Origin of the sequence: Bacillus sp. A260 (assembly GCF_009861435.1) — a bacterium.
Lineage (GTDB): Bacteria > Bacillota > Bacilli > Bacillales > Bacillaceae_G > Bacillus_A > Bacillus_A cereus.
Genome location: NZ_CP046398.1, coordinates 1,009,684 through 1,025,469, shown reverse-complemented (window position 1 = coordinate 1,025,469; position 15,786 = coordinate 1,009,684). Strand labels below are relative to the sequence as shown.

Genomic DNA, 15,786 nt, shown 5'->3' with positions numbered 1-15,786 from the left:
AAATGTGCAACCAGACGATCTTAGTAACCAATATGTATTACCGTAGACTCTAAGCTTTGCGGCCTATCCTTTCGAATAGTGTGCTAAAAATATCTTTTATTCTTTTTTTGTTTCATTTTCCTCTTAAACCAAATATTACTATACCGTCTGGACGGTTATAATTCAATACTCTATAAAATTGTTCTATTTTTCTAATAAAAAAAATAATTCACCACTACATTAAAGAAGCAACGGTGAATTATTTTTACATTCTATAGTTCGTATATTCTATTTATATGAATTCCTAATAAGAGCTTGAATCACTTTTTCTCTTAACTCAGGGCTTAGTCTTCCAACCCCTAAATATTCCGAATACCATAATCCATCTGCTGCTAATCTAATAATTGTTGCACAAACTGCATCTATCTCATCGTTTTCTATATTCTTTTGCAGTTGCTGAAATGATTGTTGTAATGGCTCAAGTAATTCAGGTTTTAACATGAATGCTGCCATCATACTACTAGATAACTCTTCTGTTCTTCTCTCATTATTTAATCTTTCCTCTACAAAAGAGCGAACCCATCTCCCTTTCTTCTCTGCGTCTTCCGCTACTTTATTGTAAATGGCTCCCTCATAATCCTCTACCCCTCTGACTATCATACCTTCTATTAAAGCTTCTTTATTTGAAAAGTGATACAATAATCCACCTTTACTTACACCCGCCTCTTTTGCCACTGCTTCTAAGGTTAATTTAGCAACCCCTTTACATTGCACAATTTGAGAAGCGGCCGCCAAAATCTTTTGCCGCGTTATGCTTATACTCATTCCTTTTTAAAACCCCATTTCTACTAAATTTATATAAATACGAATCTTATTTTTAATATTGTTGATTACTACTAAGTATTTTCTTTATACAACAAAAGCTTCATTACCTTTGAATTTTTAGTTACTTATTCTATTAAAAATTTCCATATCATTCAATATGATAACATTAAATACACAAAGCTGACTATACATCTATACTTTTGTATTTATTGAAAATATATCCATTAATAAAATTTACCGATTTATTCCTTCTTATTACTTTAAGACAGCAGTAATTCTTTCAGTACTAAATAAAAAATGTTATTACTCCCATTAAATTGAGTAATAACATTCTACTTAACAAATTCGCTGCCAACTAGCATCCTTCACATCTTCACTAGTCGGTTTTCTAACTGATCCAATAAAGTGAAACTTTATATCCGCAACATGGACAGGTGTATTTCATTTTGTCACTCCATTATTAACTTGTTTTCCCATATATTCCGACTCACAAAGAATGTAACAGCACAAATCATAGTTATCCCCATGAAAAATGTATTAGAATCTTCATATGTAGTTGGAATGCCTACGGTTACGAAAACAATACTAAAAGCTAAAAATAGATATAATAATAAAGATATAATATAGCTTAGTTTAAATCGTAAAATGATACCTCTAAACAATAGCTCACCAAGTAGACAGCCACCTAGAATAATAGGTACTCCGAAATACAATGTAAGGACTCCCATTTGCGCAGTAGATTGAATTATCTTTCCAATTATGTTCGGCGAAACCAGCTCACTATCGTTTCCCATCCTATCATATAAATCAAGTGCTGTTGCTGAAATAAAGAAACTTAATATAGAAAATGAATACGGTATTAAAAATTTGCTCACTCTCATTCACCTCGCTTTTTTCTTTACATATATTATTCATTATTTCCTATCATTTTTACATAAAAAAATAACCCTCTATGATAAAACATAGAGGGTAGCATTTCTATATAAAAATCTATACCTTATCCTGAAGTGAATCCCGAAAATAGGACAAATATCAAAACACCTAAACCATCTGCTATCTGCTCCCTACATTCTTTAGGGTAGATAGTTTATATGTTTTATTAGAAAGTAGTGCCTTCTTTTCTATAATATTCTTTTGAAATCTCTTCATAAAATGCGGCTGATGTCGCGTAGAAATAAGGTGCTAACCATAAGAAACCGATTCCTACAGTAAGAATACTTAAAATGAACCAACCTAAGAAACTTAAGCATAGTAAAAAGTAATCCATTTTATGTCCATTCATCATATGACGACTCTCAGTAATCGCTTGATTCGCTGTATATTCTGGATGATCATTCAAAATAAAATATGTCATAGAATAAGAAAATGATTTAATAATACCTGGAATAATAAGAAGTAATGTCCATAGAGTCAAGTATACATACATTAGTAAATATGTTAAAAACGACTTCATCAACTTACTTCCATCGCTAAACCATCTAAATATATGACCAATGCGAGCATCAGTCCCACGAATTGCATTTAAAACAAGATAATAGGCACCTATTGTTAATGGACCAATAACAAGCATTACTATAATACTTACTGTAAGTGAATCACTTGCTTCTTCCCAACCCCAAAATATCGAGAAAATACCTGTTGTTAGCATTTCAACAGCTCCAATAAGGATTCCAATTAATAAGGTTGCCCCTACCGCTAGTCCCCATCTTCCTTTTAATGCATCAAGTGCTTCTCTTTTCAACTGACTTATCATATATAACCTCCTAATACTATTTCCATTTTATTATACCATTTATATCAAAAATCCCACATATTTTCCTAAAACAGAAGCATATTACCTTTTTTCATACGTATTGATACATGTGTGCTGTAGTTGTACTAATATATGGATTAAACGACTCTTTTCCCTATAACAAAAAAGCCTGCCTTTCATAATAGGCAAGCTTTCTCAAGTTACATCTCATTTATTTTATTCTTATACCAATCCTGCATTCTCTCCGCATCTTCTACTCTCGTATGCTCTATTTTATAACTAGATGATGCACTCGAAAACTTATACGTACATAAATCCGCACGGCGCTGGAAATATGATTGTGTCTTCTCCATTGATTGGACATGTCTTCTTCTAATAAGTCCTGTATATTTTCCGACGCTACGATAGACAAGTGTAATTTGTTCTCCGTTAACACTGTAACCATTTGTTTTAAATGTTGCGTATCCAAGTGTAAAGATAAGGATTGCGAGCGGTAGTAATGCCCACATGATGTAATACTTTTCAAAGTATATGCCTATTCCAGTAAGCGGGATTGCGAGCATAGCGAAAAAGATGAAACTATCAATGAGATAGCGGCGCAATGCTGCTTTTGGTAACGAAGTAATATTTGCATTCAGTTCGTATGGTAATTGTAAATGCGCGAGTAACTGTTGCACTCGATCTTTTCGAATGATAGGATGCAGTGTAACTTTTTCTTTTTCGTCACCCGTTCCCTTACTTTGAATGACTTCTACTTGCACAGCACAATAACCGAACGGTTGGCGTAAAATACCTTCTTTTATCGTAATCCCTTGAATACGGTGCAATTTTAGTACGAGTTCTTTTTTCTCCAGTAATCCTTGCGAAATACGGACTTCGTCATTTCTTCGATTCACTGTGAAATCTCCATGTTTTAGCGCATAACCAATTGTCGATATAATCCACGAAAGGACGAGCAAAATAGCTATCATCAAAATCCAGCCATATATATCATGTTCCATTACATACGACTTTACGCTATTCTCTATCCATTTCGGAATGTACTCATCTACTTGGTGATACACAAAAAAGATTAATGAGAATAATAATCCAAATTGACCAGATGTAACAGAGGCTATTAAAATCTCTTTCCACGTTAATTTGTATTCTCTCGCTTGTTTTTCCTCTGTAATAATTTCTTTTACTTCTACTTCTTCTAATGTTTTTTCTACTTTCAATTCTGAAGCCGACTCATTTAACATTGCGATAAGCTCTGTCGCTTCTTCTACCGTAATTCCAGCTAAGCTAACTTCTGCTTCATCGCCTCCGCCAGCTGTTTCAATCTGAATTTTTTTCAAACCGAGCATTTGATATAGTACGTTAGAACTTGTATTAATCGTTTGAACACGTTCTTTATTTAAGTAGCTCTCCTTTTTCACAAAGAGACCTTGTTTCACATGTAATACGTTATTTTCAACCCAGTATGTTGTGTAATACCATTTTTCAAACGCTGAAAAGACGGTGAGTAAACCGAATGCAGCGGGAATTAAATACCAAAACGGGAACTTTCCGTTTAAGCTAAACATGAAAATAATGAGTGGTATAAAGTCTGTTATTTTTAACTCTAATAACATCGTGATTGGATGCTGCCTTTTATACATCCTCATCACTCACTTTCGCTAATTCTGCGATTTTCGTTTTCAACATTTCAGCTTCATACATCGTTAAACCTGGGATGCTATGAGAAGTTGCTGCTGTTGAAATGTGTAATTCTGCTAATCCGTATTTTCTCATAATTGGCCCTTGTTCAATCGTTACGTGCTGTACACGAATCATCGGCACTAATACGCGCTTAACAACGAAAAGGCCATGCTGAATTTCAAGTTCTTCTTCATTTAGTTGGTAGCTGTAATAACGTTGACGTAGTTTCGGAAACGTAAAGTAATCAAACGGTGTATATACGATTGTTAATCCGATGAGCACATAGAAAATCCAAGCCCACCAATTAAACTTAATCATAAAGAAAAGATATGCAAAAATGACTATAATACTGATTCCTAGCTCAATTAAAGAACGCGCTTTCCACACCTTGACCATGTCAGGGTGAATTTCATTTTTCAATGGATCCATGTAACCACTCCAAATCTAGTAATCTAATATATGAATACTCTCAATCTATATTTTACGTAACTTTACAGAAAATTGGAATTTAATCTTCTTTCTTCTCAGGAATAAAATATCCGAACCAAAGTAGCCAAATGAAACCGATTAACTTCATCCAATTTCCATCCGCTTGAAAAGCTTCAATCATACCTGGTATTTTATAAACCCCAATAAATCCAAGAAAACCGAGCCACCAGTTTTTTTGCATTTTCATTTTTACTCCTCCTTCATTACGTTTTTCACATTTCGAATCCAAATTTCTTTATACTTTAACTGGAATCCCATGAGCATATAGTTGCTCATATTATCGATCACGAGCGCTAGCGTATGAGCATTTTCTTCCGTTTCATGTTGTGACACAACGCCCAGTCTCGCGCCTTTCTTCAATAAATCGTGGAAACCATGCAAAAAATCCTCTTGTATTTCAAATAAACGTTTCTGATACTTTTCATTTCGTGATGCAGTTACGATAAATTCATTGATAACGCGTAGTATTCCTTCTTGCCCTTCATACTCAGAGAGCATATGTAAACCATCTGCGATTAGCTTTTCTGCAAAGTTTTCTTTCGTATACCGCTCTTCATTAAAGTACTTTGTAAAATGATAATCAGAAAAAATCTCTTCAAATAAAAAATCAACTAACGCTTCTTTAGAAGAAAAATGATAGTAAATAGCCGGTTTTGAAATACCTACCTCTTTCGCAATCATGGAAAGACTCATCTTCTCAATGCCGTGTTCTGCCATAAGTTTAAATGATGCCTCTACAATGTTCTGCGATGTTTGTAAATTCTTCGTCATACTGTACCTCACTTATTTTTACTTACCGGTCGGTAAGTAAATTATAAAACAAAACGAAATGATTTTCAATTTAGTTAGCACTACAGAAGGTATTTATTGGAAAATACAGAAAGTTATAAAGTAAAAGCAACATATAACAATAAGGAGGATATCATATGGGACTTGGTGGTAATGGCGGTAGTGGTGGTAATGGCGGCGGTGAAGCGGGACAAGCTGGTAAGAGCGGATTTTCATTAATCATTGTACTTTTTATCGTATTGATTATAGTTGGAATTAGCTATATCGGACTTAGCTTCTAAGAAAAGGCGTCCTACATTACATATGTAGGACGCCTTGTTTTTAATCCCTATTCAGCAATCGCATACGATAGCAATTCATCGTCACTTCTCCAAGCCTTTGCAGTAATTGATAGTTCGCATATGCGCCGACTGGGGCACCGATTACTGGGACGAGCTGAAGCATTTTCGCTAAATCAATATAGTCTCGGTACTCTGTTTGGAACTTTTCCCAGTCCATATGATTTTCTTTTTCTGTATCCCACGTTTCGATTGCTTTCCATATTTCTTTTCTGTGATCGTCACTTGAAAAGGCAAGTTGGAAAACGTGAAGGATAAAAAGACGCTCTTCTTGTTTACTCGTATCAAATCCGTACAATGTCGCTGCATCGAATAAAAATTTAATTTTAATTGTAAGTAAAAGCGGAAAGTCAGCAAGACCGAGGAGAATACCACCAGCTCCAGTCCCTGCTCCTTCTGCCGCTGCTATTTTTTTGTACTCATCCATTTTTTTACGAACTTCATCGTCACGTCTTTGCAGTGACCATGTCGTCTCTTTTAGCTTCGGCTTTATAAAGTTTGACCCGGCGCTAATCGTTTGCACCATCATACGAATCGTCTCTGTTAGTACCTTTTGTACTTTCGCCGGAATGAGCTGTTGCACCTTCGTCTGCACTTTTTTGGAGAACCGTGTCATCATAGAAGAATCTTTCATGAATGTAGCTTTCCACTGCTCCAATTCTTTTATAACCTTCTCTTCGTATGTAATCATAGGTTCATTCCTTTCAATTTAAACGCTCAATGCGCTTCGCCCCGTATTGGTAAACGAAACCGATACTAAATAATATGCTTACGATAAGTAAAATTCCTGTCATCATGAAATCTTTCGTTGCTAGTGCAAATATAATTGTAAATATAACGCTACCTGTAATAAGAATTGCATTTAATAAAGTAAGAAAATCTTTCTTCTTCTCTTCTCCGCCTACTGGGTACAAATCAAGCCAAATTTTCATGCGGTGATGTTTCCATAAAGTTAATAGCTGATAACCGATTAAGTATAGGAAGATAAGGCTTACGATAAATCGTCCATATAAAAACGGAATGAAGTAAAGAATAACTCCGCCTAGAGCGAGCAGGCGCACATATAATCCAAAATAGTTACCTGATCTTAAAAATGTTCTCGTATATAAGTATAAATATGTACGCTTTTCGCCGATTATCGAAAGAATGAAATCAAGCCATTTTCGGCGAGATACTCTTTCTTTTAATGCTGGTACATCAACGAACATGTTCGCAATGCGGTACAGTAGCATCATCTTCTTGCCTTCTTCGGAAATTAAATACTCCCAGTTTAGTGGCTTTCCTTTGACCATTTGATGAATGATAGCAAGGTATAACACCATGAGAAGGACGATTCCACCAATGAAAAGAACTGAAGTACGTTCTACAAGGAAATATACAAATAAACCGTTTAGGATAAAACGAATAAACCAATCAGCCCTTTGTATATTTTGATCTGTTAAAAATGACTTTTCCCACGCTACAAATAAATTCCACGCTTTTACAATGACAAATGCGAGTACGATCCATATGTAGCCAGCTCCTGTTTGCTTCATTTGTTGGAAGTATAACGGAGCAAGCGCGGCTGCTACGATTGCGATTATGTATAACTGAATCATAAATGTAAAAAGAAATGCCTTTGTGAAGTAAGGTTTTAACTTTTCTTCAACTGGCAGTAAGTAAACGAGATCCGCTTCTTTTAATAATGTTTGAATGGATCCAGCCGTTAACACGAGTCCAATTAATACTGCCATTACGAGCGCAGTTGGAAACGAAGTTGTTAACGTTTGTAACCATTGCTGGTAATAATACGCTCCCGCACCGATGATGAACACGAAAATAAATTTCAAATGATCATTAAATACGTATTTACTATATGTACGAACTTCTTTTAGAAAGTGACGAAATCGTTCTTTCCATAACGCTGTGCTATTCATAATCTTCTTCCTTTGTTAGCGCGATGTAAATATCATCTAACGTTGCACCTGGCATATTAAACTGTGATTGCAGTTCAGATAGCGTTCCCTTCGCTCTTACTTCACCTTGATGCAAAATAATGAACGAATCACAATAACGCTCTGCCGTCGCTAAAATATGTGTGCTCATTAAAATACCGGCACCACTCTTTTTCATTTGGTCCATCATTTGAAGAAGGGATTGAATCGCTAACGGATCTAATCCAACGAAAGGTTCATCTACTATGTAAAGAGATGGCTCCACTAAAAATGCGCTCATAATCATTACTTTTTGTTTCATCCCTTTTGAGAAATGAGATGGAAACCATTTTAAACGATTTTTCATACGAAACTCTTGTAGTAGTTGTCCTACACGTTCTTCATATTGTTTTTCATCCACGCCATACGCCATAGCTGTTAATTTCAAATGCTCTTCTAACGTTAATTCATCATATAATACCGGCGTTTCCGGAATAAATGAAAAGCTAGAACGGTACGCTGTCATATCATCACGAATTGTTTTCCCATTAATTGTGACAGTTCCTTTTTTCGGTTCCATTAAACCGATAATATGTTTAATCGTCGTACTTTTACCAGCTCCATTTAAACCGATTAAGCCGACAAGTTCGCCTTTATTAACAGAGAACGAAACGTCTTTTAATACAGGTCGTTTCGTATATCCTCCTGTAACATTTTCTACACGCAATAACTCGCTCATACGACACCACTTTCTTCATTAGTATTCATTCTATATTCATCTTACCAAAAATTATGCTGTACTACATAGTATCCATGTACTCAAAAAAAATTTTTAAATTTATTAGCATATAATTTCCCGAAAGCGGACATCATAATTATTGAAGAAGGAACACATTGAAAAAGCAACCACCAATTGATGAGTACAACAACATAGTGAAGTCATCATGAAATGGGGTGTCCAAGTTGGACAATGAAATTTACACATAACCAGATCATTTGTTTCATTTTCGAAACGGGGTGTCTCTGAAAGAGCATATACTGTTTTAAAAAATAAACAATTTCATTTTAAAAAAGATTGCAATTCATTTCACTTGAAAATGGGGTGTCTACGGCAGAAACTTTAGCCGATTTACCGTGCATTTCTTAAATAAATGAGGTGTCTGCGAAACGTAAATTACGATAATGCTTTTTCAATCCCTCTTCAGAAAACAGGAAGCTGAGTCAGCTTCCTGTTTTTCGTGTTTGTTCTCTTATGTAATTATGGTAAAATACGGCTAAGGATATTTGAAAGGATGAGATCAATGAATCATACAGCAGACAATTGTATTTTTTGTAAAATCATTGACGGGCAAATCCCTTGCTCAAAAGTATACGAAGATGAACATGTGCTTGCATTTTTAGATATTAGTCAAGTAACAAAAGGACATACTCTTGTTATTCCGAAAGTTCACAAACAAGACATTTTTGCGTTAACGCCAGAAATCGCATCACATATTTTTTCTGTCGTTCCAAAAATCGCAAATGCGATTAAAACAGAGTTTAATCCAGTTGGCTTTAACCTACTTAACAATAACGGTGAAAAAGCTGGACAAACTGTGTTCCACTTCCACCTTCATTTAATTCCACGCTACGGTGAAAAAGATGGTTTCGGTGCTGTTTGGAAATCACACCAAAATGAATACACTATGGAAAATTTACAAAACATCGCAAGTACAATTGCAAATAGTGTGAAATAATGACACTATAAGAAGGCGTAATACATAACAAGCCACTTCCCTGAAGTCATCAAATTCCGCATGGCTTGTTTCTTCACCTAAAATGCTCAGGGATGATTGTTTGTGCATAGCACATATAAGAAAGATATGCATATTTTTTCACATCATGAATACGAACAAAAAATAAGGAGGTCTCCTTTTATGTCAAAAGCTAAATCCTTTATTACAGGTGTTATTTGCGGCGGAGCAGTTGCTGGACTAGCCGTTCTTTTCTCAACTCCTTCTTCTGGTAAAGACATGCGCGGCAAGTTAAAAGAAAAAGGAAATGATATTAAAAAGACTTTAGCTGATATTACAGCTGATACGAAATTATTAAAGCGTCAAATTGTTGAAACTGCTTCAGAAGGTAAAGAAGTGTTTCAAGAACTAAAAGATGACATGCAAGACACTCTTTCTAATTGGAAACAAGATATTTCTCAAAACAAGCGCCATATTGAGAAAGAAATTTTGGACATCCAAAAGTCAATTGAGAAACTGCAAGAAGCTGTTCCAGAAAAAGCGTAAACAAATTCCTGCTTAGTTTTTTGCATATAACAAATATTTTTTATATAAATTGACCTTGACACGGCATATCGTATAGATATGCCGTGTTTTTATGCATTTACAATATATGTTATCAATTAACATGTAAGGACAACGCATGTATTCACGACTCATAAAACGCTTCCATAGTTATGCATGATTTGTATAGAATGTCATTTTGTTAAAAAATTTTCACAATTCTTACAAAAAGACTTTATTAATTTTTATTTTACTGGCATAATAGATAGTAATGAAAAAGAATGTTAAAGTGGGTGAGTAAATGAAAAGTGGAGAAAAAGATTACTCGGTAAAAGAAGCGATGATTTTCAGCCAACGCATTGCTCAATTATCGAAAGCGTTATGGAAATGTGTAGAGAAAGATTGGCAGCAGTGGATTAAACCTTACGATTTAAATATTAATGAACATCATATTTTAACAATCGCTTATCATTTAAAAGGGGCTTCTATTTCTGAGATTGCTAAGTTTGGAGTTATGCACGTATCAACGGCATTTAACTTCTCTAAAAAGCTAGAAGAACGCGGCTATCTTGTATTCTCAAAAAAGGAAGATGATAAACGAAATACGTACATTGAAATTACAGACAAAGGGGAAGAATTACTACTTCGCTTAATGGAAGAGTATGATCCTGAAAATAATTCAGTGTTTAATGGGGCTCTTGCACTTCGTAATTTTTATGGGAAGTTCCCAGAAAATATCGAACTGATTGCAATCCTGCGTAATATTTACGGACAAGACTTTATCGATATTTTTGAGAAATCATTAGAAGATATTGAAGAGAACTTTACAGAATCCGATCAAAAGTTAGTTAAGAAGTAATCTTTTTATTTTTTCGCAATCATGCTTAAGAATTCATTCATAAGCGGCTTAAATAAACCTTGTTTTGCTAGCGCTTCCGCAGTTTCGTGTACTTCGAGCTGATGTGGAAGCGCTTTTTCAAATTGATCTAACAGCGCATCGAACAAAAGAAGCCCTTCTGCTTTCTCCACTACATATTGCTCGTTCAGTTTTTCACAAAGATTTAGTATACGTTCAATATCTTTTTTACGAGCTTTTTTCTTTATGATCAAAGAATAAAATGGACACTTCTCTTCATCAATCATTTTAAATAGTAGGTCTACATAGTATTCAGCTTGTTCTAATCTTCTAACAACGTCCATTTTCTCCCTCACTTTCTAACACAAAGTCTTCTATTTCTGAATTTTGTAACACGAACAAAATATCGTGTGATACAATATATGTATATGTATTTTAGCCAAAAGGAGGTCTCGCCTCATGACACTTATAACAGTTGTTTTTGTCGCATTTGCACTTCTTGTTATATTTTACACGAATTTCATGACACATACACTGTGTGAACGAAAACAAATAGCTGCGAGCCGCCAGCCCGGTGTCTTTCGGGTTATTAATGTATGTATAACAATTTTATTAATTTCTAGTTATATAGAAATTATATTTCATGGAAAGTGAGGAAGGAAAGCCCCTTCCTCACTTTTTTCCTCTATAAGCAAATTATACCTACAATAACCAATAAAATAAACAGTACAAGTAATAAAATAAGTTGAGAATTCATCCCCATCCCCTCCTCTATTCTGTATATGCGGCATACGCCCAATATGGCACACTTTCAAAATCTGACACGTGCTGGTTAATTTTTCTTTATCAATATGAAAACGGTTCGAAATATGATATATTAAATTTTGTACATATTGCTTATACTATAGAACAAAACATTCATCAAAACTTTATCCTCAGCCTCGGTAAGCCCTGTTAAGCGCGCTTTACCAATATAAAAAAGCAAAAGTATCAGTGAGACTTAATCGGGCTCTTATGAATCAAAATTCATTGGTGTAGGATAAATTAAAAATACATAATAGTAGGAGTGTTTATCGAATGAAGAAAGCTATGCTTGCCTTAGCCGCAACAAGTGTAATCGCATTATCAGCATGTGGAACATCATCATCAGACAAAATTGTTACATCTAAAGCTGGTGACATTACAAAAGAAGAATTCTACAATCAAATGAAGACACAAGCTGGTAAACAAGTACTAAACAACATGGTTATGGAAAAAGTACTTATTAAAAACTACAAAGTTGAAGACAAAGATGTAGACAAAAAGTTCGATGAAATGAAAAAACAATACGGTGATCAATTCGATACACTATTAAAACAACAAGGTATTAAAGAAGAAACTATAAAAACTGGTGTGCGTGCTCAATTAGCTCAAGAAAAAGCTATCGAGAAAACAATCACTGATAAAGAACTAAAAGAAAACTACAAGCCTGAAATTAAAGCAAGCCACATTCTTGTAAAAGATGAAGCTACTGCGAAAAAGGTAAAAGAAGAACTTGGACAAGGTAAATCTTTCGAAGAGTTAGCGAAACAATACTCTGAAGATACTGGTTCAAAAGAAAAAGGCGGAGACCTTGGCTACTTTACTGCTGGTAAAATGGTTAAAGAATTCGAAGATGCTGCTTACAAGCTGAAAAAAGATGAAGTAAGCGAACCTGTGAAATCACAATTCGGTTACCACATCATTAAAGTAACAGACATTAAAGAACAAAAACCATTTGATGAAGTAAAAGGCGACATCAAAAAAGATCTAGTTCAGAAGAAAGCACAAGATGCTGCATTCATGAATGATCTTATGATGAAAGAAATCAAAAAAGCTGACGTAAAAGTTGACGATAAAGATTTAAAAGATCTTTTCGAAGAGAAAAAAGCTGACGATAAAAAAGAAGAAAAGAAATAATGAAGTAAAAAGCTTGGGCTTAGGCCCGAGCTTTTTTATGTATCCTCTTCGTTAACGAAAGTTTATTTTTTCATTCGTTTAACTAAAACCATCTTTTATGCATTTCACTTAAAAACATTTCTGTAATTTTAAATCCAGAACTTTCTCCTATAATAGAGTCAATCCCGCAATGCGGACAACTGCTGTGTTATCATCATCCCACCACTCTGTAATTTTTTTTGGATGAAAAATTTCTAAACAATAGAAACAACCACATATAACATCCTTTTCTAAGTGCTTTCTATTACGAGAACAAAAACGATGCGCTTCCTCAAAATATTTTTGCATCAGTATCCCCCTATTCCTGATTTTCTTCTTTGCTTTACTTACATTCTCCTCAATAAAATTGCAATTCTTCCTTAAAGAAAAACACAAAAAAACCTTGATCCACGCCACGCAGAACCAAGGTTTATCTTATTATCATTGATTAAATTCAAAAACTATGTTAAATTAGTACAGAAACACGTTTTCTAAAACTAAAGGAACGTATTTATCCGTATTTTAATTGTACACCAAAACACATCTTCAGTCAACCTCTATTTTTCACTTTTAAAGGAGTGCTTACCGTATGAACAAAAAACTTGATTTAGAGCAAAAAAGATTGGATACCGTAATCGAGACAATTACGGAGCAAATTGATAAACTGGAAAACGAAACTGGCAGACGCCGGGCAGAAGTAATCAATATTCGTAAACACTTTTGGGATGATGTGAAAGTGAACACGGATACTTTTGATGATTATCTTGAAACAGTTATCAACTTAAGACAACAAGCTCAGTCACTAGCTGTCACACAAATTACCCATAAGCATACCTTTAATCGACTTGCCGCATTAAGACGCATGCATAAAGCACCTTATTTTGGACGAATTGATTTCAAAGAAGAAGGAGAATCTGCTGCGGATCAAATTTATATCGGTGTTGCTACACTTACGGATGCTAGCGGAGAAAACTTTCTTATATATGACTGGCGCGCACCTATTTCGAGTGTATACTACGATTATCCACCAGGACCAGCTGAGTACAGTACACCAGGAGGCGTAATCCACGGTAATGTGGAGAAAAAATTACAATACATTATTCAAAATGGCGAGATTGATTCTATGTTCGATACGAGCCTTACAATTGGCGATGAAATCTTGCAACAAGCGCTCGGAAAAGGTACGAACAAACATATGCAAAGTATCGTCGCTACAATTCAGCGTGAACAAAATGAAATTATTCGTCACGATGAAGGCCGACTCCTTATCGTGCAAGGAGCTGCTGGTAGTGGTAAAACGTCAGCTGCCCTGCAGCGAATCGCCTACTTACTATATAAATATCGCGAATGGCTAAAAGCGGATCAAATTATTCTCTTCTCCCCTAACTCTATGTTCAATAGCTACGTTTCTAACGTACTACCTGAACTCGGTGAAGAAAATATGCAGCAAGTGACATTCCAAGAATATTTAAATCATAGACTGAGTAAGTCATTTGATGTTGAAGACCCTTATGAGCAATTGGAATATATGTTAACTGAAACGAATAGCCCTACCTATAAAACGAGAAATGCGAGCATCCGATTTAAAGCATCCACTCAATTTTTCGAGATGATTAGAGCGTACAGACAATCTCTTGAATCTTCAGGCATGCTATTTAGAGGAATGAAATTTAGAGGAAAACTGATTGCCTCAGCTAAAGAAATTACAGAGCAATTTTATAATACTGACTCCTCCCTCCGCTTCCATAGTCGAATTGAGAAGTTAACGGATTGGCTAAATAAGCAAATAGATGCACTTGAAAAAGCAGAACTGAAAAAACCTTGGGTAGAAGAGGAAATTGAATTACTTAGTAAAGATGAATACCAAAAGGCTTATAAATATTTACAGAAAAAAGGCGAGTTTGACGACAACTCCTTTCAAGACTTTGAGAAAGAAACAAGAGTACTTGGGCGTATGATTGTCCGTAAAAAAATGAAGCCGCTTCGTAAAGGCGTTCAAACATTGCGTTTCATCAATTTCACAGGCATATATAAACAGCTCTTCACAGATGCATCATGGGTTCTTGGGGAAAAACCGAAAGAGTGGGATGACATTTGCTCATTAACAGTAAACATGCTTGATGAAGGAAAGCTATATTACGAGGATGCGACTCCATTTTTACTTTTAAAAGAATTAATTGAAGGCTTCCAAACGAACAGATCGATTAAACACATACTCGTAGATGAAGCGCAAGATTACTCTCCGTTCCAGTTCGAGTTTTTAAAACGTCTCTTCCCTGCTGCAAGAATGACGGTACTCGGAGACTTTAACCAAGCGATATTTGCCCATGCGAGTGAAACGGTGAATTTCGATACACTTACGAATTTATACGGACCAGACGAAACAAACGGCATTAACTTAACTCGTAGCTATCGCTCAACAAAACCGATTATTGAATTTACACGTGCTCTCGTACCGGAAGGGAAGAACATTCACGCCTTTGAACGTGACGGCGCGAAACCTACAGTGACGAAAGTAGCTAATCACAACGAACTACACGAACATATTACTGCTAAAGTTGCTGCACTACAAACAGAGCAGCACAATACGATCGCAATTATATGTAAATCTGCAACTGAAAGCGCCGCTGCCTACGAAGCACTTAATCATATCGAGAATATTAAACTTGTGAAAAGTAACTCAGCCGAGTATGAGCAAGGTATTGTCGTGATCCCTGCTTACTTAGCGAAAGGTATCGAATTTGATGCTGTTATTATTTACGATGCATCTAAAGATGTGTACAGTGATGAGAGCGTTCGTAGATTGTTCTATACTGCTTGTACGCGCGCAATGCATGAATTGCACCTTTATTGTGTTGGCGAGGTTAGTCCTTTTGTGCTTGGGGCTGATTCGGATAGTTTTGAACTTATTACAACACCTTGGTAACAATCA

Annotated in this window: 18 protein-coding genes, 1 pseudogene and 1 riboswitch; of the genes and pseudogenes, 7 read left to right on the top strand and 12 right to left on the bottom strand. The window is 35.3% G+C overall.

The features are described 5' to 3' along the window. Nucleotides 1-2: 2 nt before the first annotated feature. Nucleotides 3-95: riboswitch (cyclic di-GMP riboswitch) on the bottom strand. A gap of 172 nt (nucleotides 96-267) precedes the next feature. From GD442_RS05275 to GD442_RS05250, 7 genes are all read right to left on the bottom strand, one after another. Then, the gene (locus GD442_RS05275; protein WP_000028016.1) at nucleotides 268-804 is read right to left on the bottom strand and encodes a TetR/AcrR family transcriptional regulator; all 537 of its coding nucleotides are present in this window, start codon (nucleotides 802-804) and stop codon (nucleotides 268-270) included. Between the two features lie 449 nt (nucleotides 805-1,253). Continuing rightward, nucleotides 1,254-1,679 (bottom strand): hypothetical protein, encoded by a 426-nt coding sequence (locus GD442_RS05270; RefSeq protein WP_002098741.1) that lies wholly within the window; start codon nucleotides 1,677-1,679, stop codon nucleotides 1,254-1,256. A 224-nt stretch (nucleotides 1,680-1,903) separates the two neighbouring features. Next, complete coding sequence (locus GD442_RS05265) at nucleotides 1,904-2,557, bottom strand: DUF975 family protein (protein ID WP_000625401.1); 654 nt, start codon at nucleotides 2,555-2,557, stop codon at nucleotides 1,904-1,906. A gap of 200 nt (nucleotides 2,558-2,757) precedes the next feature. Further along, the gene (locus tag GD442_RS05260) at nucleotides 2,758-4,197 is read right to left on the bottom strand and encodes a PH domain-containing protein (RefSeq protein WP_000278224.1); all 1,440 of its coding nucleotides are present in this window, start codon (nucleotides 4,195-4,197) and stop codon (nucleotides 2,758-2,760) included. Next, complete coding sequence (locus GD442_RS05255; RefSeq protein ID WP_000371345.1) at nucleotides 4,190-4,666, bottom strand: PH domain-containing protein; 477 nt, start codon at nucleotides 4,664-4,666, stop codon at nucleotides 4,190-4,192. The genes GD442_RS05260 and GD442_RS05255 overlap by 8 nt, the downstream gene beginning before the upstream one ends. A gap of 79 nt (nucleotides 4,667-4,745) precedes the next feature. Next, nucleotides 4,746-4,913, bottom strand: a complete 168-nt coding sequence (locus GD442_RS27635; protein ID WP_000783813.1) for a hypothetical protein — start codon at nucleotides 4,911-4,913, stop codon at nucleotides 4,746-4,748. 2 nt (nucleotides 4,914-4,915) lie between these two features. After that, the gene (locus GD442_RS05250; protein ID WP_000164838.1) at nucleotides 4,916-5,497 is read right to left on the bottom strand and encodes a TetR/AcrR family transcriptional regulator; all 582 of its coding nucleotides are present in this window, start codon (nucleotides 5,495-5,497) and stop codon (nucleotides 4,916-4,918) included. Nucleotides 5,498-5,652: 155 nt separating this feature from the next. Between GD442_RS05250 and GD442_RS05245 the strand changes: the two genes are divergently transcribed. After that, the gene (locus GD442_RS05245; protein WP_000522759.1) at nucleotides 5,653-5,796 is read left to right on the top strand and encodes a YjcZ family sporulation protein; all 144 of its coding nucleotides are present in this window, start codon (nucleotides 5,653-5,655) and stop codon (nucleotides 5,794-5,796) included. A 40-nt stretch (nucleotides 5,797-5,836) separates the two neighbouring features. On the opposite strand, the gene ecsC is transcribed toward GD442_RS05245, so the two are convergent. The 3 genes from ecsC to ecsA are packed head-to-tail and all read right to left on the bottom strand — an operon-like array spanning nucleotide 5,837 to nucleotide 8,505. Beyond that, nucleotides 5,837-6,544, bottom strand: a complete 708-nt coding sequence (gene ecsC / locus GD442_RS05240; protein ID WP_000634142.1) for an ecs operon protein EcsC — start codon at nucleotides 6,542-6,544, stop codon at nucleotides 5,837-5,839. Between the two features lie 13 nt (nucleotides 6,545-6,557). Further along, nucleotides 6,558-7,769 carry an ABC transporter permease EcsB gene (gene ecsB, locus GD442_RS05235; RefSeq protein ID WP_001089130.1) on the bottom strand — a complete coding sequence of 404 codons (1,212 nt, stop codon included), beginning with the start codon at nucleotides 7,767-7,769 and terminating at the stop codon, nucleotides 6,558-6,560. After that, entirely contained in the window at nucleotides 7,762-8,505 is a 744-nt protein-coding gene (gene ecsA, locus GD442_RS05230) for an ABC transporter ATP-binding protein EcsA (protein WP_001292603.1), read from the bottom strand. The genes ecsB and ecsA overlap by 8 nt, the downstream gene beginning before the upstream one ends. A 562-nt stretch (nucleotides 8,506-9,067) precedes the next feature. Here ecsA and GD442_RS05225 point away from each other — a divergent pair. The 3 genes from GD442_RS05225 (at nucleotide 9,068) to GD442_RS05215 (ending at nucleotide 10,901) form a co-directional block, all read left to right on the top strand. After that, the gene (locus tag GD442_RS05225; RefSeq protein WP_001016841.1) at nucleotides 9,068-9,502 is read left to right on the top strand and encodes an HIT family protein; all 435 of its coding nucleotides are present in this window, start codon (nucleotides 9,068-9,070) and stop codon (nucleotides 9,500-9,502) included. A 180-nt stretch (nucleotides 9,503-9,682) separates the two neighbouring features. Further along, complete coding sequence (locus GD442_RS05220; protein WP_000030302.1) at nucleotides 9,683-10,045, top strand: YtxH domain-containing protein; 363 nt, start codon at nucleotides 9,683-9,685, stop codon at nucleotides 10,043-10,045. A 298-nt stretch (nucleotides 10,046-10,343) separates the two neighbouring features. Then, entirely contained in the window at nucleotides 10,344-10,901 is a 558-nt protein-coding gene (locus tag GD442_RS05215) for an HTH-type transcriptional regulator Hpr (RefSeq protein WP_000834924.1), read from the top strand. A 5-nt stretch (nucleotides 10,902-10,906) separates the two neighbouring features. On the opposite strand, the gene GD442_RS05210 is transcribed toward GD442_RS05215, so the two are convergent. Further along, nucleotides 10,907-11,242, bottom strand: coding sequence for a DUF1878 family protein (locus GD442_RS05210; protein ID WP_000383655.1), 336 nt, complete (start codon nucleotides 11,240-11,242; stop codon nucleotides 10,907-10,909). A gap of 115 nt (nucleotides 11,243-11,357) precedes the next feature. Here GD442_RS05210 and GD442_RS05205 point away from each other — a divergent pair, with 115 nt between their 5' ends. Continuing rightward, nucleotides 11,358-11,552: a hypothetical protein gene (locus GD442_RS05205; RefSeq protein ID WP_000172690.1), complete on the top strand. Its 195-nt coding sequence runs from the start codon at nucleotides 11,358-11,360 to the stop codon at nucleotides 11,550-11,552. Between the two features lie 423 nt (nucleotides 11,553-11,975). Then, nucleotides 11,976-12,836 (top strand): peptidylprolyl isomerase PrsA, encoded by an 861-nt coding sequence (gene prsA, locus GD442_RS05200; RefSeq protein WP_000710076.1) that lies wholly within the window; start codon nucleotides 11,976-11,978, stop codon nucleotides 12,834-12,836. An 82-nt stretch (nucleotides 12,837-12,918) separates the two neighbouring features. Here prsA and GD442_RS05195 read toward each other — a convergent pair. Next, a pseudogene (locus GD442_RS05195) lies at nucleotides 12,919-13,163 on the bottom strand (cytoplasmic protein). Between the two features lie 280 nt (nucleotides 13,164-13,443). Here GD442_RS05195 and helD point away from each other — a divergent pair. Beyond that, entirely contained in the window at nucleotides 13,444-15,780 is a 2,337-nt protein-coding gene (helD, locus tag GD442_RS05190) for an RNA polymerase recycling motor HelD (protein ID WP_086408003.1), read from the top strand. Nucleotides 15,781-15,786 lie beyond the last annotated feature (6 nt).